This is a genomic window from Paenalicyclobacillus macrosporangiidus (assembly GCF_900116805.1).
Classification (GTDB): Bacteria; Bacillota; Bacilli; order Alicyclobacillales; family Alicyclobacillaceae; genus Alicyclobacillus_H; species Alicyclobacillus_H macrosporangiidus.
On record NZ_FPBV01000022.1, the window covers coordinates 1 to 21,992 of the forward strand.

Consider the following 21,992-nt stretch of genomic DNA (forward strand, 5'->3'; position numbering starts at 1 on the left):
GCTCGCGTGACGTTTGGCGGCAGGCCAAGACGCCATACAACAGCATACAAACCAAGTGCCGTCGAATCTCGCAGAAAGACTCGTTCAGCAGACCCTAATTGGTCGCAAGAACTTCCTGTTTGCCAACACCCCACAAGGTGCGAGGGCGAGCGCCATCGCCTACAGCCTAGTGGAGACAGCCAAGGAGAACGGGCTGGACCCGTATTTGTACCTGGAATACCTGTTCGAGCGGCTACCCAACATCCGAACGGATGACCGGGCAGCGATGGACGCGTTGCTCCCGTGGTCAGATCGCCTGCCGGAACGAATCCGGAGACGTGGAAAAAAAGGATAGCATGAGAAATCGCCCCGCTGGGTCTCCTGGCGGGGCTGATTGTTGTCGTCCATGACTGTCGCACGACGGTTGGAGAAACGCAAGGTGTGGGGGCTTTGACGCTTACACGACAACGTCTAAGGCCGACTGGGCGATATCTGCAAGAACCACCATTGCTGCAGCGAACAACTTCGCCATCGCTCGTCCCATTCCCGAAGCCGCACCAGTTATGACCGCGACCTTGTTCTCCAGTTTCATCCCGGAACACCGTCCCCGTGTTCGTATTGAGCTGCCGTGCTGCCTTGTGTGCGCCTGCCGCCTGCCGTCTGCCGACCCTTCATCGCCGTGCCTTCGTGTCACCTACCCGATGAAGGTCGCGAACCGGGCTGGCCGGCCAACCGGGCCAACACCGCCTCCAGTTGCTTCAGGTCCTTCCCAGCCGCTTCGAAGTCCCCCTTCGCCGTGTCCGCCTCGTACTGGCGCAGCAGTTGGCTGGCCTGTTGGGCGAGTTGGGCCGTGTTCGATCCCGCCGCTCCGCCGGAACCCGCACCGGACTCACCGGGACCGCCCGCGTCTGTGCCACCGCCGCCGGTCCCGATGCCACCGCCGGTCCCCGCGCCGCCGGACGGAGCGTTCGGCGCCGGCTGGTTGCCGTTTTGCGCCTGGAGCAGGTCCTGCAGCGCGGCGCCGAGGGAGTTGTCCATGAACACCTGCTTGTTGTAATTGACGATGACCCTGGCCAGCTGCGGCAAGGAATTTTCGCGGTTGGCCACCAGGTACACGGGCTCCACGTACAGGATGGTATCGCCGACGGGCAGCAGCAGCAGGTCCCCCCGCACCACATGCGATCCCTGCTGGTTCCACAGCGACAGTTGGCTGGAGATACCCGGGTCGGCGTCAATCTGGTTCTCCGCCTGCATCGGACCGAACACCAGGGTGGACTGCGGGAACTGGTACACGGTCAGGTGTCCGTAGCGGCCCGGCTCATTGTCTGCGACGAACCAGCCGTTCAGGTTGTCCTTGTTGGCCGGCGTGAAGAGCGCGCTCAGCACGAAGTGCGGCGCCGTCTCGCCCGGCATGCGCACCATCTGGTACACCGGCGGCCGGACCTGCTTCTCGTTCTGTTGGTAAATCTGGGTCGCGATGGCCCACAGATCCTCCTGGTTGTAGAACGACGCCGCGTCCGTCATGTGGTAGCGCGTCAACGCCTCCGCCTGAGCTTGGAACAGGTCCTGCGGGTAACGGAAGTGAGCCGCCACGTCCGCCGGCACCCGGGTGGTGAACAGCGTCGGGTACAACCGCATCAGGCTTTGGATCATCGGATCCGACGGATCGACCACGTAATACGTCACCTTGCCGGTGTAGGCGTCGATGGTGACCTTCACCGAATTGCGGATGTACGCGGCGCCGAGAAAGTGCTGCGCATACGGAATGTGATTCGAGGACGTGTAGGCATCGAGCATCCACTCGATGTGGCCCTGGCCGTCGATGAACGGATACGCGTCCTGGTCATAGCGCAAGAAGGGCGCGATGTCCTGAACCCGCTGATAGATGTCGCGGTCGAACAAGTACAGCGACTGGGGCGTGATCTGGTCGCTCGTGTAAAAGCGCAGACTCCGGTTCGCAATCGCGAGCATCCAGCGGTTGCCTTGCACCGGCAGGCCGTAGCCGCCCTGGTAGTGAGACGTGTGATCGGAGGACCCGACCGGATAGTCGAACTCCGGTTCCCGGCTGGGCGCGATGACGTCCGTGTTCATCCGCCCGAAGTAGATCTCGGGCCGGGTGATGGCCGGCAGCGGCGCCTGTGTCTCCTGCGGCGTGTCCTTGGCCAGCATGGCGGGCAGGCCGTCTTGATCCACCTGGTTCACCGGACTCGCCGCCAGACCGTATCCGTGCGTGTACACCAGGGTGCGGTTGATCCAGGTCTGCACCGGCACCTTGTCCACATCCATCTGGCGCGCCCCGACGTACACCTCCTGGCCGTCGTAGCGGTCGACCGACACCTGGTCGAAGTGGAAGTAGCTCTTGAAGCTCTGCAGTTGGTTGTAGATGTCGGTGGTCTGGCCCTGGTCGTTGATGCGGGCGTTGTCGAGGGTGGGCTTGTCTTTGTCCACCGCCGCCCGGGTCAAGGCCGGGGCAGGGGTGAACGGTTTTTGATCGACGTGATCAATCCCGATGGCCCACCGGGTCATGTCGATGGTCCTCTGGATGTACGGCAGTTCGACCGTGTTCTGGTTCGGGTGCACGTACAAGGCTTCCGTCAGACCGCCGATGATCCCCGTCACCACCAGGCTCCCGACGTACCCGGAAAACGCCCACCACACCGGCCGAAACCCGCGCCAGCGCAGGACCACCATCCCGTCCCGCAACTGCAGGACCCGGTCCACCCGCACCGCCAGCCACAGCACGAGCACCGCCGCAACGGCCAACAACAGCGTGTGCACCACCGAGAACACCGGGATGGACAAGCGGGCGCTGACAAACCCCGGCCCGAACAAAAACGACCCATTGCCCTCCTGCAACTCGGCCAGATAGCGCGCGAACCAGGAGATGGCGGTGAAGCAGACCAGAGCACCTCCGATGAGCGCCAACACCACCCGCGCCTCGCGCCGGATCACAGCGGGGAGATCCACGCGGGAGATGGTCAGCCGCTGCATCCCCAGGCTCACCGCCAACGCCGCCATGCGGACGGCTGCGAGCAGCAGCAGCGTCCCCGCCAAGCGGCCCGCCAGGCCGACGCACAGGGGCAGTTGATACACGAAGAACGCGAGGTCGAGGTGAAAGAGCGGATCGACCCGCCCAAAGGGCTGGTGCTGGAAAAACAACATCCAGTCCGTGGCGTTCAGATACCATACCGCATAGCCCAGCACGAATCCGACTGCCACCGCGGGCCAGCGCACCAGCGCGTACGCCCAGCGCGGGAGGTGCTCCGAGAAGGGCCGCACCGCCCAGGCGCCGAGCAGGGCGTACAGCAGCGCGCCTCCCCAGCGGGTGCACAGTTCAAACACCATGTTCTTGCTGTACACGTCTCCGTATCCCAATGCCACGTGCAACCGCAGATCGTACAGCCGGTGGAACCACACGTGGCCAATCAGCAACAACAACACGACGCCCGCGAGGACCCGAATGCCTCGCGGAACGCGGCGCGGCACCAGCCGCTTGGTCTTCCGGACAATCACGATGGACGTCTGCCTCCCCGTTCCCAGGCGATGTACCCGTTCGCCTCTCCGCCGGCCCATCGGGTGGAAGTGATGGTTCCTCTGAGCAGAGATGGACCGAACGTCTCCATCCCCATTGTATCAGGGCGGCGCCGACGGAGGGATGACATCGTGGTCCACATTTGTGTTTTGGATGAGGCGGACCCCGCCCCCACGGATCCCCGGTCAATCCATGCGGACGAGTCCCAGCCGCGTGGCCGCCAGCACCGCCTGCGTCCGATCGTAGACGTCCAGCTTGCCCAGGATGTGGCTGATGTGCACCTTCACCGTCTTCTCCGCAATCCCGAGCGCCGCGGCGATCTCCTTGTTCGACATGCCCTGGGCCAACGCCTGAAGCACCTCTTGCTCACGCTGCGTCAGCGGCTGACGAAGGTACGGATCGGCCGCCCCGCCCCCCGCGGGCTTGGATTCCCGGCGGGGCTCCCCGCCGCGGAGCGCGTCCAAGGCCACCGGATCCAACACCGCCCGGCCCACCGCCGCCTGGCGGATGGCTGTCACCAAGTCCTCCGGGCTGACGTCCTTCTGCAGGTACCCGATGGCCCCGGCCCGGATGGCGCCGAGGGTTCGATCCCGCTCCTGAAACGACGTCAACGCGATGATGCGGATGTCCGAGTGCCGCTGCGTGATCTCGCGGATCGCCGCCACCCCGTCCATCGCCCCCGGCATCACCAGGTCCATCAGCATCACGTCCGGGCGAACCGCGTCGGCCAAGTGGATGGCGTCCTCGCCCGTGGCCGCCTCGCCGGCCACTTCGATATCCTCCGAGAGCTGCAGGAAGGCGCGCAGGCCTTCCCGGACCATCGGGTGATCATCCACAATCGCAAGTCGGATGGTCCGCGCCTCGCTCACCGATCTTCCCCCCTCGCCGGGTCCCCAGGCACCGGCACCGTGAACACCACCCGCGTGCCGCGGCCCGGATGGCTGGTGATGGACAACCGGCCCCCCGCCTTTCGCATGCGCTCGTACATCGTGCTCGTCCCCAGGCCCTCCGCCGCCTCCGGATGGAACCCGCAGCCGTCGTCCTGCACCGACACCTCGACCTCGTCCGCCGCGAGCCGGAGGTGGACGTGCACGTTCCGCGCGCCCGCGTGCCGGAGCGCGTTGTGCAACGCCTCGTCCAGAGCTGCAAGCAAGGACTCGCGCGCCTCGAAGGGGATGGCCGGCTCCTCTGCATCGCCGGCAACGGTCAGATGGATGCGGGTCTGCCCCTGCAGTTGCAGCGGTGCGATCCGCTCGCGCACCCGCGCCACCCATCCCCGTTCTCCCGCGGGGCGCAGCGCCTCGATGAGCTCTCGCATCTCACGCTGGCTGTCCGCAATCAACGCCTCCAACCGCTCCAACACCTCGTCCATGCGCCGTTCATCCGTACGCTGCGCTGCCATCCGCCGCTTGGCGTGGCCGCGCCCGGCCAGCAGACGGGCCGTTCTGGCCAGCAGTTGCGCGGAGAACAGGCGCTGGCTGACCGCGTCGTGCAGATCCGCCGCCAGGCGGCGTCGTTCCACCCACCGGGCTTCCTCCAAGGACTGCTCGTACAGGCGGGCGTTCTCCAAAGACGCGGCCACGTGCCAGGCGAACGCCGACAACATCTCCTCGTCACTGGCCGAAAACGCGCCCCGGCGCCGGCTTTCCACCCGGACCTCGTAGGGGCTGTGCGGGATCGGCCGAACCATCGCGCTGCGGGCCTCTGGCAGCAACACCCGCTCTGCTTCGTCCAGCAGCGGTTCCTCCTCGTCGCGCGCGTACGAGTATCCGGCCGGTTCTCCGTCGGATGAGCGGTACGCCGACGCCACCACCCGCCCCGGGCCCCCCGCACCGAGGGCCTCCGCCTCCGGATCCCCAGGCTCGCGGAAGGTGATGCCGCAGCACTCGTACCCGAGCCGATCCACGAACTGGCACACGGCCAGTTCGAGCACAGCCCGGGGGCGGACCACGCTGACCAGCTCCGCCGCGATGTCTGACAGCGCCCGGAGTTGTTCCGCACGCCGCCGCTCCTCGGCCAGAATGGCGGCTCTGTCGACCGCCACCGCCACGTGGTGACCGATGGCCGTGAGCAGTTGCAGCGCAGACGGGGTGAACACGCTGTGCCCGGCCGCGGCCACGTTCAAGATCCCGAGCGGCTTGCCCTTGCTTCGCAGGGGCACGCTCGCGTGGTAGGTCAATCCGCCCTTGTCGCCGACGGCATCGCGCAGGCGGCTACAGCGTACGATGTTCACCGCCCGGTCTAACCGCCCTTCCACAAACCGGTCCTGGCATTCGCACCACCCGGACTTGAGCGGCGCCCCGCCGTCGCACGCCAGGGCCGGCGGCAGCCCGCTCGCTCCCACTTCCACAAACTGGCTGCGCCCGGCGTCGTAGCGGAATGCCCACGCCGTCGACAGGCCCAGCACCCCGCTGAGCCTAGGTAAAATGGCGTCCATCGCTTCCGAGATGTCCGTCGCCTCGTTGAGCGCCTCGGCGATGTCCTTGAGCATGGCCAGGCGCTCCGGTTCGGGCCACGCCTCCTGAACAGAACCATTCGAGTCACGCATGTTCGCTCATCCCGTTCTACGGTTTCAGGCTGATGGTACCACACCGCCCGGCACGCGGCGGAAAATTCCCTCCCCGCCGAAGGCGCCGCCGCGCCCGTGCCGAGGACACGTCCGGCGCCTCACACCAGCAGGCTGATATCGCCGAATTCGTGCCACAGATACCCCAACTGCACCGCCTCCTCATAAGCCCTGCGCAGGAACTCGGGGCGGGCGAACGCGTACAGCAGCGCCAGATGGCTGGTGTGGTTGTCGTGCATACCGGTGATGAGACCGTGGACCACCCGCGGCGGGGTGGCGGGGGTGACCAGGTGGGTGGTCCAATTCGATCCGCTGCGCACCCGCACCCCTTCCCCGCCCCGGGCGGGCACCGCGGCGCTCTCCAACGCCCGCACCACGGTGGTGCCCACGGCGATGACGCGCCGCCCCTCCGCCATCGCCCGGTTGACCGCGGCGGCCGTGGCGGGCGGAATGTGATACCACTCCGGCAACACCGGGTGGCGGGCCAAATCCGACGCGACCTCGTGAGAGGACACACCGGTGTGCAGAAGAAGCGAGCAGAACCGCACCCCCCGCGCCGCGAGGCCGCGCAGCACCCGGTGCGTGAACGGGCGGGCGGCGGAAGGCATCTCGGCCGACCCTGGGGTACGACTGAAGAGGGTTTGGAACGCGCCCGTCTCCAGCGGCCGTGTCACGTAGCCGTACTGGATGGGCACCCCGGCGGCTTCCGCCACCCGAAACAGGTCGCGGTCCGCGCGGACTCGCCACAGACGGCTGTCGGGATGAAAGTGGGCTTCCACTTGGATCCGGGCCAGGACCCGCCCGTCCTCGGGATGGACGACCCTTAACGTATCCCCCGGCTCGAATGGACGAGGGTCTGGCCCCCCGTCCGCCCGCCGCCGCTCCAGGATACAGGTGTCCTCCGTCAACCGGATCGCCAGGTGCAGATACAGCGGCTCACCCCGGTATACGGCCCGCAACCGGCCGGGAATGGTGGCCGACGTATTGACCACCATCAGGTCCCCGGCGGACAGAAAGTGGGGCAGGTCGACGAAGCGCGCATGCCGGCAAGCTCCCGTCGCCCGGTCCATCACCAGCAGGCGCACCTCGTCCCGCCGGAGTCCGCGCGCCTCCGGGGGGAGGGGTGCGGGAGCCGGGGGACGGCTCAAGTGCAGATTGAGATCCAGCGCAGACTGGGTCATGTCAGCACCCCCCTTCGCACGGGAAGAGGGCTGTGCCGCGCACCGCGAGGCGCATCCCGCTCGGGTGCGGGAAGGGGGCGGCGGTGAGCAGCGGATCGAACAGGCGGGCCAACACCGCCGCCACTTCGGCAGGGTCGGCCAGCCCTTGGGCGGGGGCGCCGGGATCCGCCAGCCGGTGCAGCTCGGTGTCCATGTCGCCGGGGTCGACGCTGTACAGCGCGATGTGGTCGAGGTCCGTTTCCCGGGCGAACGTCTTGATGAGGAGATCGAGCGCCGCCTTGGACGCGCCGTACACCCCCCAGCCGGGATACCCGCCGACCGCGGCGTCGCTCGAGAGGGCCAGGCACAGGGCGCGCGGGCGCGCGGCCAGCAAGGGCAACGCCTGCTGGAGCAGCAGCACGGGGGCAAACGTGTTCACCTCGAACACGGTGCGCAGATTGACGACGTGCGTGTCGCGCAAATCGGGCATCGGGATGTCCCCGAGGGTGGACGCGTTCAGAACCAGGGCGTCGAGATGCCCGAAGCGGCGCACCACGTGCGAGAGCCATGTGTTGCGAAAGCGCGGGTCCGCGACGTCGCCCGCCACGCCGTCGACGGGGCCGAGTGCTTCAAGCGACTCGACTGCCTCCAAGAGCCGGCGCTCCCGGCGCGCGCACAGCGCCACGGCCATCCCGCGGCGAAGCAGGACCTCCGCCAACGCCAGGCCGAGCCCGGCACTGCCGCCGGCGATGGCGACGACCGGACGGTCTCCCGCCGGGTGACGAATCCCTTCATTCATGACAAACGCCTCCTCACGGCCGCATTGGCCAGATCTTCCTTCTGGTCAAAGCGTACGGTGAAGAGGCGGGAGGCACATCGGCCGCCGGTCATAGACCGGCTCGGCCAATGGTCCTATGACTTTCGGCCGAGGTCATGACGCCACGTGGCGAAGGCGAGGCCGGCCAACCGAGGTCACGGGAACTGCCGGCGCCGCAGCACGTACTCGAACAGGAACTCGAACGCCTCCAGGTGGCGCAGGGCGGCATCCGCGTCCTCGCCCCAGGCGTAGATGCCGTGGTTGCGCACCAGGACCCCCGGCACCGCCGGTTGGGCCTGGGCCGCGACGGCGGCGGCGAGATCGTCCAGACGGTGGTGATTCTCCACAATCGGCACCCGGATGCGCGCGCCCTCCTCCCAGTGGCCGAGCGCCTTGAGCAGCTCGTGACCGGCCAGGTCCACGTAACCCTGAGGGAAGAACACATCGGATGCGAGGTTGTTGAACATGGTGTGCACGTGCACAATGGCGCCGCAGGGCTGCGACTGGTACAGCCGCACGTGGACCACCGTCTCCGCCGAGGGGCGGTGGGACGTCTTCGCCACCGGCCGCCCGTCCTCGCCGACGAGGAGCACGTCGTCCAGCGCCAGGCGCTGCTTGTCCGCCCCGCTGCGCGTGATGGCAAAGCGCAGAGGCGCATCGCTCACTTTCACCGACAGGTTGCCGCTCGTCGCCGGCAGCCACCCCTTGGCCGCCACCGTCTGCGCCAGCCAGCGCACCTGCTCCGCCTCGCGGCGGAAATCCACATGCGTTCCTTCCATCTACCGGGCCACCCCCTGGTCGCGCGGCACATCCGCCAAGCGGGCCACGATGTCGTCGAACGTCTCAAACGGCAGGGACGGGATCCCCATCCGGTCGCACTCGCCCCGCAGCCGGTCGCGCGCAAACACGAAATCTGCGACGCGCGCCGCCTTCGCGTCGGTCACCCCGTCACCGACCAGCATCTGGCGCACGCCCGGCCGCTGCCGATACCGCAGCACCGCCGGCTTGCACAGGCCGCAGCCGCCTTCGCACGCCGCGTCACACGGGGTCGACCACACCACGCGCAGGTGCGAACCGCTGGCATCGATGCGGTTGCATACCACGTCGAGACGGTCCCGGAACGGCGCCAGCGCCGGCTCGACGAAGAAGTCAAAGCCGCCGCTGACCACCGTCAACCGCCACCCGCGCTCCCGGCAGAGCCGGACGAACGCCGGGAATCCCTGCCGCAGCCGCACGCTCGTGACCGCGAAATCGCGCACCTCCCCGAACCGAGACGAGGGAATCCGGGCGAACATCTGCTCGACGCCCTCCTGGACCGTCAGCTCGTGCCGGTTGACCCGATCCATCAGTTCCAACCCCGCCTCTGGGACGAACCGCTTCATGATCTGCGCAATCATGTCGTTCTCGGAGATGGTCCCGTCGAAGTCGCAGAACACATCCCAGGCTCCGTCGGCGAAATCCGGCATCGGCCTGTCGATCACGCTTCCCTCACCCCCCACTGCTGTATCGCCGCGGCCAGCTCGGGGCTGTCCTCCGCCGCTTCCCGAAGCGATCGGCCGGCCACAACCGCCCGGATGGCCGCCATGAACGCGCGCGCACCGGCGCGAGCCCCGCCCGGGTGACCGTGGATGCCGCCGCCCGCGTTCACAATCACATCCATCCCGTAATCGCGCACCAACAGCGGCACGAGACCGGGGTGGATGCCGGCCGACGGCGCGGGCAGCGCCGGCTTCAGGCCGTTGTCCGCCCGCAGGTGATGCAGCACCTGCCCGCTCTCCTCCGCCTCCAGGGTGACCGTCCCGTACGGCGACGGGTAAATGACGATGTCCGCCCCGCCCAGGCGCAGCAACTGGCCGAACAGGACGCTCGCCGAGATGCCGTACCCGGGCGCGGCGTACATCGCCCCCGCCACCGCCGGGTGAGCCATGAGCGGCACGGACACTTCCGGATCCTCCGCCAACGCCTGCAGCACGTCCAGTCCGTACGCGAACGCGTTGATCAAGAGGGCCCCCGCACCCAGTTCCGCCAGTCGCCTGGCGCGATCCCGCAGCTCCGTCACCGGCCCCGTCAGGTTCACGGCGTACAGGACGCGCTGGCCGGTCTCCGCCTCCGTCCGCCGTGCCGCCTCCCGGTACGCCCGCACGCGGTCCTCCGGCGACGCCAGGGATTCGTTGAAGAAGATCTCGTCGTCCTTGATGAGGTCCGCCCCGCCCAGGGCCTGTTCCGTGAATGCCGCCACCAGTTCGTCCATCGGGAGGCCGATGCACGACTTGAAGATGCTCATCAACAGCGGCCGGTCGTGCACGCCGAGGACTTGGCGCACCCCTGCCGCCCCGAACTTCGGCCCCGGGAACGCCCGTGCAAACGATGCCGGGAGATGAAGACCCGCCAGCCGGATCTTCCCGTCCATCGACAGCTTGCCGAACACCGTCGTCAGGAGTGCCGGGATGCGCGCCGGGAAATTGACCACCGGATAGCCGATGGCGATGCGTGCCCGCACCCGTCCGTCCGGCAGGCGCTCCTCCACCGTAATGTCCTCCACCCGGCCGCAGTACGGGCGCATCCGCTCCTGCGTCGCCGCCGGCAAGTCGGTCCACGATCCCACGGTCAGCCCGATGGCGATCCCGTCGGCCCGTTTGCGCAACTGCTTCTCCTCGTCCTCCACCACGTACGTGGCCACCACAAAACGGTCGTCCGCCGTCACTTCCACATCCCCCTTGCCGCCGCGCCCCGCCGGGTCCGCGGCCCCGTCCCGGCCGCCGCCGACACCGGCCGGCCGTGGTGTCCGGTTGGAAAACTACCCCCACTATAGCGGCCGCCCTCAGGGGCGTCAAACGCCGCCGGCCGTATGGCGGGATGGTGTTGTACAATGGAAAGCGGCTGCGCCGGTGCAGTCCGGACGTGGGTACGGCGAGGAGGGAATCGGGTTGTTGGTCGCGTTCGTCCACGGGTTCCTGTTGTCCCTGGGCCTCATCCTGCCCATCGGGATGCAGAACGGGTTCATCCTCACCCAGGGGGCGTTGCACCGCCGCTGGGCCGGTACCCTCCCGGCCGTCCTGACCGCCGCCGTGTGCGACACGCTGCTCATCGCGCTGGCCGTGATGGGCGTCTCCGCGGTGGCCCTGCACATCCGGTGGCTTCGGTACACGTTCGGCGCCATCGGGATTGCCTTCCTCCTCTATATGGGCGCATCCGCCTGGCGGGAGAACCAGGGACAAGACGAATCGGCGGTGACCACCGCCTGGACGGTCCGCCGCCAGATGGTGTTCACCGCCTCTGGGTCGCTGCTCAACCCGCACGCGCTGATAGACACCCTGGCCGTCGTCGGCGGCAGCGCCGCCGCCTATCCGGCCTGGCCGGAGCGCATCGCCTTCGGTGTGGCCAGCGTCCTCGTGTCCTGGCTGTGGTTCTTCTCGCTCTCCATCGCCGGACACCTGGCTGGGCGCGCCCTGTTGGGCCGCTCGTCCCTGCGCGTCCTCAACCGCGTCTCCGCGGTGATGATGTGGGCCTCCGCCGTCTACCTCGCCTACATCATCTGGCACCTGTGACGCGTGGGCGCGCACAGCGGCTGCGCCATCACAGCGGCCATGCCCCGTCCGGCGTCCCGTACTCGGCGAAGATGTAGTCCCGGGATTGGGCCGCCAGGGTGCGGACGCGCGCGAGATCGACATGCAACAACCGGCCCCCGCGCTTGACCGCCTTGCCCGCGACGTAGACCGAGTCCACGTTGCCGGCGTGGGCGCACTGGACCACGGCGCCGACGGGATCGTTCACCGGCGTCAGGTTGATGTCGGTGGCGCGGATGAGAATGACGTCCGCCTGTTTGCCGGGCGTCAGCGATCCCACCTTGGATTCCAGGCCCAACGCCCGCGCGCCGTCAATGGTCGCGAACTCCAGCACCTCCCTGGCCGAGAGCGGCAGCTTCTCCGGCATGTTGCCGCCCGCCAGAATCCCTTCGTTGATCCGCGAGCGCTCCGCCTGCAGCATGAACTTCATCTGCGCGAACATGTCGCCGCCCGTCGAGGTGACGACGTCGATCCCGATGGTCGGCCGCCCACCGTGCCGGGTGAGCCGCCCGGTCAACGGGTACCCGTGCCCCATCATCATCTCAATCTCGGGCGTCACCGACACGGACGCGCCCGTCTCGGCAATCAGGCGGAACTCCTCGTCGCTGATGGTGTTCACGTGGACCAGGTTGAGATCCGGTCCGAGCAGCCCGGCCTGGTACATCTTCTCGATGGAGCGGTCCACCGATCCCCACGATCCGAACCCGACGTGCATCGAACACACTGCGCCGAGTTCCCGGGCAAGCCGGATGTCGTGCAGCGTCGCGTTCCAGGAGGAGAACTCCGGCCCCCGGATGGCGAGGCCGAAGGTCAACAGTTGGTCGTCGGAGGAAAAGTACTGTTTCTTCACCCGCACGCAGTCCTCCGGGTGGGTCAGCTCGCTCTCGCGGGACCAATAGTCCCCAGCGCCCCGCAGCGGCGTGCCGTATGCGAAGACGGCCCGGATCCGCGCCTCCTGAAGGGCGCGGATCATCTCGTCGGCGTGATCCGGCGAGTTGATCATGGACCAATCGAGCAGCGTGGTGACGCCCGCGTCGAGGGCTTCCAGCGCGCCCAACAGGTTGCCGATGTACACGTCCTCGGGACGCAGGGTGCCGCCGAGTCCGCCGAAGTACAGATGCTGCAGATAGGTCGTCAGCGGCCAGTCGGCCCCGGCATTGCGAATGACCGCCTCCCACACGTGGCGATGGGTGTCGACGAACCCGGGCAGCACAATCATCCCCGACGCGTCCACCACCTCGCAGTCGGACGCGTCGAGGTCAGGCTGCACGGCCGCAATCCGGCTGCCTTCCACCAGCACATCCGCCCGCTTGAAGTCGCCCAGCGCCGGATCCAGGGTCAGCACGCAGCCGCCTTTGAACAAAATCCGCTCCGTCACGGTTTATCATCCCCTTGGCCTGTGAAATGGAGGGCGCGAGGCCTGTCCGGCGTCACACCAACGCTTCTTCGAAGGCGGTGCCCCAACGGGTGATGCACTCGTCGGTGCCCCACACGCGCGGCCGCTGCGGAATGGTCTCGTGCCAGGGTCGCGGTTCGAACATGTTCAACTCTGGGATAAACACGTCGGCGTCGGTGAAGAGTTCAATCATGTTCCCCTCCGGATCACGGTGGTAGGTGGCAATGTTGTGCCCGGCACCGTGCCTGGAGGGCCCCCACAGAACGGGGATCTCATGCTTGCTGAGATAGTCCATGCTCCGCACCAGGTGGCTGTAGTCCCGGAGCTCAAACGCCAGGTGATGCATCCCCTTGCGGTCGGACGTGCAGAAGTTCAACACATGGTGATCCCGGTTGCAGGTCATGAATCCGAAGAACGATTCAATCCAATCGGTGTTGACGAACCCGAACTGCTTGTAGTACTCGACCGAGCGTTTCGCGTCGCGCACGCGCAGGGACAGATGCCCCACCTTGTTCGGCACAATCCCCTCGCTGCGAAATCCGGGTGCGGTCGCCTCCATCTGCGAGAACAGATGGACCTCAAACCCGTCCATGTCGGTGAACTGGACGATCTCGGGGATGGCCGGCAAAGAATCCGCTTTCATTTCGGCCGCAATACCCATCCGCTGCAGCGCCGCGTGCGCCTCGGCGGCGGAGAGGTCAGGCGCCAACTGCAGGCCGAATCCTTTCAATCCCGGTTCGGACGACGGAGACAGGATGATATTGTGGTGGTCAAAGGCCGTGCTCAGATACGCCCGGCCCCCCTCCTCTTCCGTCAAGGACAGCCCCAACACCTCCGTGTAATACCGGACCATCGCGGAGACGTCGGTACAGCCAAAGTGCACGTAGGCCAACCGAAAGACTCGCACCATGCCCTTCCCTCCCAAAATAATCTTGATTCGCTTCTGTGAATTGTGCCTAGTTCAAGCTCACAACCTGGTTTCTCTGCGTGCCCAGGTGCACCTTCCCGTCGGAACTGTGAATCTCACACGTCACGACGTCGCCGTCTTTGAGGTACTGCGCCCGGCCCGCCTGGCTGCGCTCCAGCAGGGCCCACTTGTCCTCCGCGGGGATGCGGGGATCGGACAGCGACGCCATTTCCTCGCTGGTCAGGTGCAGGGCCACGCCGCCCGGTGTCCCGGTCAAGACGAGGTCCCCCGGGGCCAGATCGACAATGGCGGACAGCTCCGTCAGGGTCTCTTCCGGCCTGTACAACAACTGCCCCGTGTTGGCGGACTGGCGAAGCTCCCCGTTGACCCACAGGTTCAGATGCAGGTCGTGGATGACGCCGGATTCCCCCTCATCAAAGAGATAGATGAAGGGCCCGGTCGGACAGAACGTGCGGTAGCTCTTGCCCTTGAACCACTGCCCCTCCACCAACTGCACATCGCGCGCCGAGATGTCGTCGCACATCACGATGCCGGCCACGTAATCGCCCAGATTGTCCGCCGTCACCCGGGTGGGTTCCGTCAAGGGCCGGCCGATGACCAGTGCCAGCTCGACCTCGTAGTCGAGCAGACGCACATTCGCCGGCCGCACGATGTCATCCTCAGGGCCGCTCAGGGACGTGTCCGACTTGGCGAAGATCAGATTGTACGGCGGCCGGACCGGTGCCATACCGGCTTCCAGGCGGTGGTTCGCGTAGTTGGCGCCCTGGCACAGCAGTCTGGCCGGCCGTGTCACGGGGCACAACCATCGCACTTCCTCATCCGGCCACCTGCCCTCGCCCGCCTCCGCGGCGCGCCGCACGTCAGCGATGCCCTCGGTCAGCAGTTGTCCCAGCGAGGGATACCGTGCCGCAAGCGGCTTCACGCGCTCCTCGACCATCACACCCCATTGCCAATCTCCGTCCTTCTCGAAACGAACCAACCTCACGCCCACGCGCTCTCCCCCTTCTCATCCAGCCGATGGACCAGTCCGCTGACGGCGTTGAGCAGCCGAAGCATGCTGCGGTAGGCCCGAAGCGGGTGGCGATGGCAGACGGCATCGAAGACCGCCCTGTGCAGGGCGAGCGACGCCTGAGACGCCTCCTGGGTCGTGTGCTGCATGACCGGCATGGTGTGGTGCCGGCTGTACAGCAGGGCGTCCCGCAGCATCCGCACCAGGCTGAGCATCAGTTCATTGTGGGAGGCGAGGATGATGCTGTCGTGGAACTCGTAGTCGGCCTTAGCCCAATCCCCCTCGCCGTGCAGGGATGCCTCGAGGCGCTCGAAGCCCGCGCGGATGACCTGAAGATCCTCGTCCGTGGCGTTCTTGGCCGCCAAAGCCACCGCCGCCGGTTCAATCGCCAAACGGACCTCCGTCAGTTGCATGAGAAAGGACCGGTTCGGCGTCGCCTCCGTCGACCAGCGCAACACATCCTGGCTCCACCAGTGCCAGTCCGTGCGCTGACGTACCCTGGTGCCCACCTTTTGATGGGACTCCACCAAACGCAGGGCCTCCAACGCCTTCAACGCCTCCCGTGTGACGGTGCGGCTCACGCCGTTCATCTCGCTGAGCACCTCGACCCGGGGCAGAATGTCGCCCGGCGCCAGCTGTCCGCTGACGATTTTCCGCCCGATCTCGTGAACCAGTTGCGTGCTGAGGTTTCTCTGGCGCATCCAACCCCTCCTGTTCCGGCGCTCGCAATGACCGACCCTTGCACCGTCCATCGGCAAGTATAAAATAATATTTAAATATTTATCTGTCAACTGTGTTGTTTTCTGAATCGCATCCCGGCAGTCGCCGGGGGCGTTTTGTCCCGCCCGTGGGCCGGCGATGAGGAGCGGCGGCAATGTCCATGGATGAGCGAAATGGATGCGAAAGGAGCAGGGTGTATGATGGTGCTTGAGACCGCCGACGGCCCCGTGGCAGGGACCCGGGAAGGCGGCCACTGGGTGTTCCGGGGCATTCCCTACGCCGCCCCGCCCGTGGGCCGGCTGCGCTTTCACCCGCCGCAGGCCCCGTCCCCCTGGACCGAGGTCCGGGCCTGCCAAGCTTTTGGCGCGAGGGCGCCTCAGCCGGCCGCGGGGCTTCTCCCGGCGGCCCCGCTGCCGTGCGCGGAAGACTGCCTGACCTTGAACGTCTGGACGCCGGGGATGGACGCAGGCCGCCGCCCTGTGTTCGTCTGGGTGCACGGCAGGGAATCGGTTTGGGGCGATCCCGTATGGATTTCTGGCGGCCCTACCGTTCCGACACCAGGGAGGTCCTCGTCCTCGGCCCAGTCCCGGGCATGGCACGCATCCCCCGACCCCCATCGAACCTGGATTCAACGTGGATCAAGTCTTCGTCCTGTCGTGAAGTGCAAAATTCAGTGCTGTCCCATCGGTATACTCATAAAGGCGGTAGACAAACGGATCCGGGTACCCTATGATAGGGCCAATAGCACTTCACCCTTTGCCTCCAGCCCGTCCCCAGTGGAGAGGAGGACACCACACCATTTCAGGAGGAGGTCACGCCCTTGGCAACCATTCGCGTTCGCAACACCGGCCAGCGGATTGAGGGAGAATCGACGGTGCGGCAATTTCTCGCCGACAACAATGTCTACTATGATCACTGGGATCCGGGCAAGCTGCCCGTCCATTTGCAGGGCAAGTTCGTCCTCGCCGCGGAGGATCAGGAAGCCATCCTCCAGGCGTACCGGGAGGACATCGAGCGTCTCGCCCAATCCCGCGGATACGTGAAATGGGATGTCATCGCCCTGTCGGAGGCCACGCCCAACCTGGAGGAGCTCCTGAAGAAGTTTGAACAGGTGCACACCCACAGCGAGGACGAGGTGCGCGCCATCGTCGCCGGCAGCGGCATCTTCATCATCAAGGGCAAACCGGAGACCGGTTACTTTGACGTGGAGTTGGAAGCCGGAGATGTCATCTCCGTCCCGGAGAACAACCCCCACTTTTTCACCCTGACGGACGAACGCAAGGTGGTGGCCATCCGCCTGTTCATCGATCCGTCGGGTTGGGTGGCCCACCCCTACGAAGACCCTGAATTCGTGAAGGCTTGAGGGGAGGCTGTGCGCCATGCGACGCACGGACCTGTGGATCGGCGGCCGCTGGGTGGAACCGGCGCGCCGCGTCCCCCTGCGCAACCCGCACACCCGGGCGCTGCTGGCGGAGGTGGGCTACGCCTCCGCCGCGCAGGCGGAACAGGCCATCCTGGCCGCGTCCGACGCATTCGCGGCCTTTCGCGTCACCCCCGCGCATGAACGGGCGGACATCCTGTATCGCGCCGTCGACATTCTGCGGCGGCGCAGCGAAGAGGCGGCACGCGTCATTGCGGAGGAGGCCGCCAAACCCATCACCGCGGCGCGCGGCGAGATCGCCCGCACCATCCAGACCTATCTGTTCGCCGCCGAAGCGGCCCGCAGCATCTATGCCGAGTCTGTGCCGATGGACGCGGCGCCGCGCGGAGAGCGGCACACCGCGTACACCAAGCGCGTGCCGCTCGGCGTGGTCACGGCCATCACGCCATTCAATTTCCCGTTCAACCTGGTTGCCCACAAAGTGGGGCCCGCCATCGCCGCCGGCGACACCATCGTGCTCAAGCCCGCCGAGCAGACGCCCCTGTCCGCGCTTTTCATCGCAGACGTGTTTCGCGAGGCAGGCCTGCCGGATGGGGTGTTGAACGTGATCCCCGGCGACGGTCAGGAGCTGAGCGAGGTTCTGACCACGCATCCGAAGGTGGCGTTCGTCACGTTCACCGGCAGCCCCCGCGTCGGGAAAATCATCCGGGCCCAGGCCGGATTGCGCAAAGTCACGTTGGAACTGGGCTCCAACTCTCCGCTTCTGGTCGATGGCGGGTTCAGCCCCGCCGAGCTCGACCGGATCGCCCAGGAGACGGTGGCGGGCGCATTCTCGTACAACGGCCAAGTGTGCATCTCGGTCCAGCGGGTGTTCGTTCACGAGTCGGTGTTCGAAGACCTTCTGGCACGCGTGGTGGCGGGCGCAAAACGGCTTCGCATCGGCGATCCGTTGGACGAGACGACCGATATCACTGCACTCATCAACGAGGCGGCCGCGAGCCGGCTGCAGCGTTGGCTCGATCGAGCCGTGGCCGGCGGGGCCAAGATCCACTGCGGCGGGCGATTCCACGGCCAAGTGATGGAACCGACGGTGTTGACGGACGTCCCCGCGGACGCCGAACTCAACTGCGAGGAAGCGTTCGGGCCGGTGGTGGTGCTGTGGCCGTTCTCCACCTGGGACGAGGCCATTGACCTCGCGAACGACTCCAAGTTCGGCCTGAATGCAGGGGTGTTCACGAAGGACATCGAACGCGCCATGGCGGCCGCCGAGCGGCTTGAGTCCGGTGGCGTCCTCATCAATCAGGTACCGACCTACCGGGTCGATCACATGCCGTATGGCGGGGTCAAAGAGAGCGGCAGCGGCCGCGAGGGGGTCCGCTACGCCATGGAAGACATGATGGACGTCAAACTGGTGGCCATTCGCCACGGTGTGTTCACGACCGCGGAGTGATGGCCGCGGCCGCGCAGATACGAATGCCCGGATTCCGGTCCACGCCCCGGTCCGGGCATTCGTACGCCGGTCCCCCGCCCAGCCTGTACGACAGGGTCCCCGGTGTACGAGCATCCGCGTCAACCGCACCCCGGTGCGCATCGTTGCATCCGGCCGTCCGGCAGGACCAGCTCGTGGAGAAAGGCAATCTGTGTGACGCCATCCTCGGTGGTGATGCAGAACTCCTCCCCGGATTCCGCCCGGTAGATCGACAGGATGCGATCCCCGTTCACCAACGCCAAATCGTTGTTTACCCGGTGTTCTTCCTCTCCGCCCCAGTCGCCGCGGATATACCGCTCGAATGCGCGAATGAGATCATCGGCGGTGATCCGGCTCTCCAGCACCGCCGTGCTGATTTTCACTTTTCCCACACGAAATAGCATGTGCCCGCCTCCCGCTCCCGGCGCTCCGCCTGTTGCGCATACATTTTCCTGTTCTGCGTATATCTTCGCAATTTTTTCGGACAGTCCTGCTCATCCGTGCAGGTCTGACATGCCAGTCTGACATGCCAGTCTGACATGCAGATGCGCGGGCCGTAAGACCGGCGAAGACCGTCATTGCGGTCAGGGAGAACGTGCAGGCCGGAAGAACGGTGTTCCCCCCGAAAGAACGGAGTTTCCAAGTGATGAACCCCAAAGATGAAAAAGATGAAAATGAACACGAAAAAACCCTCCGTTCCCGGAGGGCGTGCATTTGATGACCTTGGTTGCGGGGACAGGACTTGAACCTGCGACCTTCGGGTTATGAGCCCGACGAGCTGCCAACTGCTCCACCCCGCGTCGATTGGTGGGTCATGAAGGACTCGAACCTTCAACCTGCCGATTAAGAGTCGGATGCTCTACCAATTGAGCTAATGACCCGCGTCATCGAACACCGCTTAAGATAACACGGTGGGCTTCTCTTGTCAACCCCTTCAGCCGTCCGCCGACAGATTTCCAAAATGCGGCCGATGCGGGTTCGTCGATCTGCCCGCCCCCGCACGCCTCTTGACGGATACGGACGTGTCATGGTATGGTTCTGCGTGTTGTGCCACACGGTGCAAGGGGGTATAGCTCAGGGGGAGAGCACCTGCTTTGCACGCAGGGGGCCGTCGGTTCAAATCCGACTACCTCCACCATCTGTGGAGCTGTGGTGTAGAGGCCTAACATGCCAGCCTGTCACGCTGGAGACCGCGGGTTCGAATCCCGTCAGCTCCGCCAACGTCGGGTCCCAAAAGGGACCCGATTTTCGTTGGCGGGGCTGGCGGGTACAGAGAAACCGCGTGGGTTCGCTCCGCGCGCACGAGCGCGCAGCGCGAGGAGCACGGGACCGTTTCCACCGAACCATTACGGGCGCGTACGCGCCACTCAGAAACAAGAAACGGTCCATGCCGTCAGCTCCGCCAACGTCGGGTCCCAAAAGGGACCCGATTTTCGTTGGTGGAGCTGACGGGTAACCTTCACTTGTCGCGACGGGTCTTTCGTCGCGCGTCGCGCCGGCTGAAAAAGACGATGCCGCCAATCAAGAGGGCCAACAACACCGCCCAGTACAGCCAATGGGCAAGACTCTCCTGAAGGGCAGCCCAAGTCCATGCATCCACAACATCACCTGATTCTGCTTTGGGTATCCGGCTGGCCTCACATGGGCCGCATCTTTTTCCGGTGATCGCGAATCCACTCGTGCAGTTGAATCTTGTCGTCCCGCCCCTCCACGTACCGGCCGTACGGTGCCGCGTAGGCGTACGGCAATCCCTCCCGCTTGGCCAACGCCAACAATTCCTGCGGGCTGGCGTGACCGGTGTACGGGATCCCCTTCCCGTCCAGCGTCACCACCCAGTAGTTCGGTGGCGGGTCTCCTTCCCCCGTCAACACCCAGTCGCCTCGGTAAACGTTGAGGATGGGGAGATCCTCCGTCATCACGGTGAACCCCAGTTCAGACACGGTCGTGTGGTGTTCGCGGGTGTTGCTCACATCGGTTCCCCCTTCCCAGCCGGCCGGCCGCCATCCACGGCGTGCGACAGGCCTTTACGGTGGCCATAGTATGGGCCCGCGCAAGCGTACCCATGCGGTGCAGGAGACCGTCGCGTGCAGGGAGGCGATGGGATGTTAGGATATAATGATCCGGAGTGCCCAGGCCGGGCCCGGGCGGTCCCCAAACCGCACCGCCAGACCGGCATGTGCAACCCGCCTGTCCGCCGCATGCGCCCGGGGACAGGCATCCCGGGAGGATGCACCCGGGCAACACCGCAAGGAGGGACCGGAATGCCCGCTCGTTTGGTGTTGCGTCAAAACCGCAAGCGTCGTTTGGAACAGGGCCATCCGTGGGTGTATCAGTCCGAGGTCCAGCACGTCGATGGATCCATTCAGCCAGGCGACATCGTCGACATCGTCAACCACCAGGGTGTGTTTCTCGCCCGCGGTTACGCCAATCCCCAGTCGCAAATCATCGCCCGTGTGATGGCGTACCAGCCCGACGCCACCATCGACGCGTCCTTTCTTACCCGCCGCGTCGAACAGGCGTGGGCGTACCGTCAGCGGTTCTTGCCCGGTATCACGTCCTGCCGGGCGGTGTACGGAGAAGCCGATTTTCTGCCCGGCCTCATCGTGGACAAGTATGAGGACGTCCTCGTCGTCCAGGTCCTCAGTTATGGGATGGAACGCCTCCTCCCCGCCATCCAGGAGGCGCTCGTTCAGGTCTTTCAACCCCGCGGCATCCTGTTGCGCAACGACGTGCCTGTCCGCCGCCTGGAGGGGTTGCCGCTCGAAAAGCGGGTGCTGTACGGCGAAGTGCCGCCCGTCGTCGAGATCATCGAAAACGGCCTGACCTTCGAGGTGGATGTGTTCGAGGGCCAGAAGACCGGTTATTTCTTCGATCAACGCGAGAATCGCGCCGCCATCCGCCCCATCGTCCAAACCGGCACGTCCGGGGAAGGCGGTGCCGAGGTGTTGGAGTGTTTCTGCCACACCGGATCGTTCACCGTGCACGCCCTGCATTATGGCGCGCGGCATGTGACCGCCGTCGACATCTCTGAATCCGCCATCGAGGTCGCCAAGCGCAACGTGGCGCGCAACGGATTCGCCGGAGGCGTCGACTTCGTGGTCGCGAACGCGTTTGACCATCTGCGATCCGAAGAACAGGCCGGCCGCAAGTACGACGTGGTCATCCTGGATCCCCCGGCGTTCGCCAAATCCCGCCACGCCGTGGAGAGCGCCTGCCGCGGGTACAAGGAAATCAACCTGCGCGCCTTGAAGCTCATCCGCGACCACGGCTACCTGGTCACGGCAAGCTGCTCCTTCCACGTCTCTCCCGACCGCTTCCAGGCGGTCGTGCTGGACGCCGCCTTCGACGCCCACAAAATCGTGCGCCTGGTGCACTGGGCGGGAGCCGGCAAAGATCACCCCGAGATCGCCGGGGTGGACGAAGGTCACTACCTGAAATTCGCCATCTACGAGGTGACGAGCCGCTAGGGG

Annotated in this window: 20 protein-coding genes, 4 tRNA genes and 2 pseudogenes; 8 read left to right on the top strand and 18 right to left on the bottom strand. The window is 66.0% G+C overall.

Features of this window, described 5'->3' with window-relative positions; translation table 11 throughout:
• Positions 1-94: 94 nt before the first annotated feature.
• A pseudogene (locus tag BM357_RS15165) lies at positions 95-334 on the top strand (transposase domain-containing protein); the annotation flags it as partial.
• Between the two features lie 102 nt (positions 335-436).
• Here BM357_RS15165 and BM357_RS20510 read toward each other — a convergent pair.
• The 9 genes from BM357_RS20510 to BM357_RS15210 all read right to left on the bottom strand — a co-directional run bounded on the left by BM357_RS20510 (position 437) and on the right by BM357_RS15210 (position 10,758).
• Complete coding sequence (locus BM357_RS20510; RefSeq protein WP_281245611.1) at positions 437-571, bottom strand: hypothetical protein; 135 nt, start codon at positions 569-571, stop codon at positions 437-439.
• Between the two features lie 98 nt (positions 572-669).
• Positions 670-3,492 (bottom strand): UPF0182 family protein, encoded by a 2,823-nt coding sequence (locus tag BM357_RS15175; protein WP_074955344.1) that lies wholly within the window; start codon positions 3,490-3,492, stop codon positions 670-672.
• A gap of 204 nt (positions 3,493-3,696) precedes the next feature.
• Entirely contained in the window at positions 3,697-4,380 is a 684-nt protein-coding gene (locus BM357_RS15180; RefSeq protein ID WP_074955347.1) for a response regulator, read from the bottom strand.
• A complete protein-coding gene (locus tag BM357_RS15185) occupies positions 4,377-6,059 on the bottom strand; it encodes a GAF domain-containing sensor histidine kinase (RefSeq protein WP_074955350.1) in 1,683 nt (560 codons plus the stop codon). The genes BM357_RS15180 and BM357_RS15185 overlap by 4 nt, the downstream gene beginning before the upstream one ends.
• A 119-nt stretch (positions 6,060-6,178) precedes the next feature.
• A complete protein-coding gene (locus tag BM357_RS15190; RefSeq protein ID WP_074955353.1) occupies positions 6,179-7,258 on the bottom strand; it encodes an S-adenosylmethionine:tRNA ribosyltransferase-isomerase in 1,080 nt (359 codons plus the stop codon).
• A gap of 1 nt (position 7,259) precedes the next feature.
• Positions 7,260-8,036: an SDR family NAD(P)-dependent oxidoreductase gene (locus tag BM357_RS15195; RefSeq protein WP_074955356.1), complete on the bottom strand. Its 777-nt coding sequence runs from the start codon at positions 8,034-8,036 to the stop codon at positions 7,260-7,262.
• A 173-nt stretch (positions 8,037-8,209) separates the two neighbouring features.
• Positions 8,210-8,833, bottom strand: coding sequence for a methylthioribulose 1-phosphate dehydratase (gene mtnB, locus BM357_RS15200; RefSeq protein ID WP_074955360.1), 624 nt, complete (start codon positions 8,831-8,833; stop codon positions 8,210-8,212).
• Positions 8,834-9,535: an MtnX-like HAD-IB family phosphatase gene (locus BM357_RS15205; RefSeq protein ID WP_245784039.1), complete on the bottom strand. Its 702-nt coding sequence runs from the start codon at positions 9,533-9,535 to the stop codon at positions 8,834-8,836.
• Complete coding sequence (locus tag BM357_RS15210) at positions 9,532-10,758, bottom strand: 2,3-diketo-5-methylthiopentyl-1-phosphate enolase (protein WP_074955363.1); 1,227 nt, start codon at positions 10,756-10,758, stop codon at positions 9,532-9,534. The genes BM357_RS15205 and BM357_RS15210 overlap by 4 nt, the downstream gene beginning before the upstream one ends.
• 223 nt (positions 10,759-10,981) lie before the next feature.
• On the opposite strand from BM357_RS15210, the gene BM357_RS15215 reads away from it, so the two are divergent.
• Positions 10,982-11,602 (top strand): LysE/ArgO family amino acid transporter, encoded by a 621-nt coding sequence (locus BM357_RS15215; protein ID WP_074955367.1) that lies wholly within the window; start codon positions 10,982-10,984, stop codon positions 11,600-11,602.
• A gap of 28 nt (positions 11,603-11,630) precedes the next feature.
• Here BM357_RS15215 and BM357_RS15220 read toward each other — a convergent pair whose 3' ends face one another.
• Genes BM357_RS15220 through BM357_RS15235 form a run of 4 tightly spaced genes read right to left on the bottom strand, consistent with a single transcriptional unit; the run spans position 11,631 to position 15,654 of the window.
• Complete coding sequence (locus tag BM357_RS15220) at positions 11,631-12,998, bottom strand: amidohydrolase family protein (protein ID WP_074955370.1); 1,368 nt, start codon at positions 12,996-12,998, stop codon at positions 11,631-11,633.
• 52 nt (positions 12,999-13,050) lie between these two features.
• A complete protein-coding gene (locus tag BM357_RS15225) occupies positions 13,051-13,926 on the bottom strand; it encodes a VOC family protein (protein WP_074955373.1) in 876 nt (291 codons plus the stop codon).
• Positions 13,927-13,972: 46 nt separating this feature from the next.
• Positions 13,973-14,935 carry a fumarylacetoacetate hydrolase family protein gene (locus BM357_RS15230; protein ID WP_074955376.1) on the bottom strand — a complete coding sequence of 321 codons (963 nt, stop codon included), beginning with the start codon at positions 14,933-14,935 and terminating at the stop codon, positions 13,973-13,975.
• Complete coding sequence (locus BM357_RS15235) at positions 14,926-15,654, bottom strand: FadR/GntR family transcriptional regulator (protein WP_074955379.1); 729 nt, start codon at positions 15,652-15,654, stop codon at positions 14,926-14,928. The genes BM357_RS15230 and BM357_RS15235 overlap by 10 nt, the downstream gene beginning before the upstream one ends.
• Before the next feature lie 219 nt (positions 15,655-15,873).
• Between BM357_RS15235 and BM357_RS20760 the strand changes: the two are divergent.
• The 3 genes and pseudogenes from BM357_RS20760 to BM357_RS15250 all read left to right on the top strand — a co-directional run.
• Positions 15,874-16,185: pseudogene (locus BM357_RS20760) on the top strand (carboxylesterase family protein); the annotation flags it as partial.
• 308 nt (positions 16,186-16,493) lie between these two features.
• Positions 16,494-17,036, top strand: a complete 543-nt coding sequence (locus BM357_RS15245; protein WP_074955383.1) for a 1,2-dihydroxy-3-keto-5-methylthiopentene dioxygenase — start codon at positions 16,494-16,496, stop codon at positions 17,034-17,036.
• Positions 17,037-17,052: 16 nt separating this feature from the next.
• Positions 17,053-18,504 carry an aldehyde dehydrogenase family protein gene (locus tag BM357_RS15250; protein ID WP_074955387.1) on the top strand — a complete coding sequence of 484 codons (1,452 nt, stop codon included), beginning with the start codon at positions 17,053-17,055 and terminating at the stop codon, positions 18,502-18,504.
• 119 nt (positions 18,505-18,623) lie between these two features.
• Here BM357_RS15250 and BM357_RS15255 read toward each other — a convergent pair whose 3' ends face one another.
• The 3 genes from BM357_RS15255 to BM357_RS15270 all read right to left on the bottom strand — a co-directional run bounded on the left by BM357_RS15255 (position 18,624) and on the right by BM357_RS15270 (position 19,403).
• Positions 18,624-18,926 carry a hypothetical protein gene (locus BM357_RS15255; RefSeq protein WP_139234753.1) on the bottom strand — a complete coding sequence of 101 codons (303 nt, stop codon included), beginning with the start codon at positions 18,924-18,926 and terminating at the stop codon, positions 18,624-18,626.
• 320 nt (positions 18,927-19,246) lie between these two features.
• A tRNA-Met gene (locus BM357_RS15265) sits at positions 19,247-19,322 on the bottom strand.
• Positions 19,323-19,327: 5 nt separating this feature from the next.
• A tRNA-Lys gene (locus tag BM357_RS15270) sits at positions 19,328-19,403 on the bottom strand.
• A gap of 182 nt (positions 19,404-19,585) precedes the next feature.
• Here BM357_RS15270 and BM357_RS15275 point away from each other — a divergent pair.
• Both BM357_RS15275 and BM357_RS15280 read left to right on the top strand, forming a co-directional pair.
• Positions 19,586-19,660 (top strand) — tRNA-Ala (locus tag BM357_RS15275).
• A gap of 5 nt (positions 19,661-19,665) precedes the next feature.
• Positions 19,666-19,742: transfer RNA gene (locus BM357_RS15280), tRNA-Asp, on the top strand.
• Between the two features lie 239 nt (positions 19,743-19,981).
• Here the strand turns inward: BM357_RS15280 and BM357_RS19950 are convergent.
• Both BM357_RS19950 and BM357_RS15285 read right to left on the bottom strand, forming a co-directional pair.
• A complete protein-coding gene (locus BM357_RS19950) occupies positions 19,982-20,122 on the bottom strand; it encodes a hypothetical protein (protein WP_175511556.1) in 141 nt (46 codons plus the stop codon).
• A 37-nt stretch (positions 20,123-20,159) separates the two neighbouring features.
• The gene (locus tag BM357_RS15285; RefSeq protein ID WP_074955395.1) at positions 20,160-20,492 is read right to left on the bottom strand and encodes a hypothetical protein; all 333 of its coding nucleotides are present in this window, start codon (positions 20,490-20,492) and stop codon (positions 20,160-20,162) included.
• Positions 20,493-20,783: 291 nt separating this feature from the next.
• Here BM357_RS15285 and BM357_RS15290 point away from each other — a divergent pair, with 291 nt between their 5' ends.
• Positions 20,784-21,989, top strand: coding sequence for a class I SAM-dependent rRNA methyltransferase (locus BM357_RS15290; RefSeq protein ID WP_074955398.1), 1,206 nt, complete (start codon positions 20,784-20,786; stop codon positions 21,987-21,989).
• Positions 21,990-21,992 lie beyond the last annotated feature (3 nt).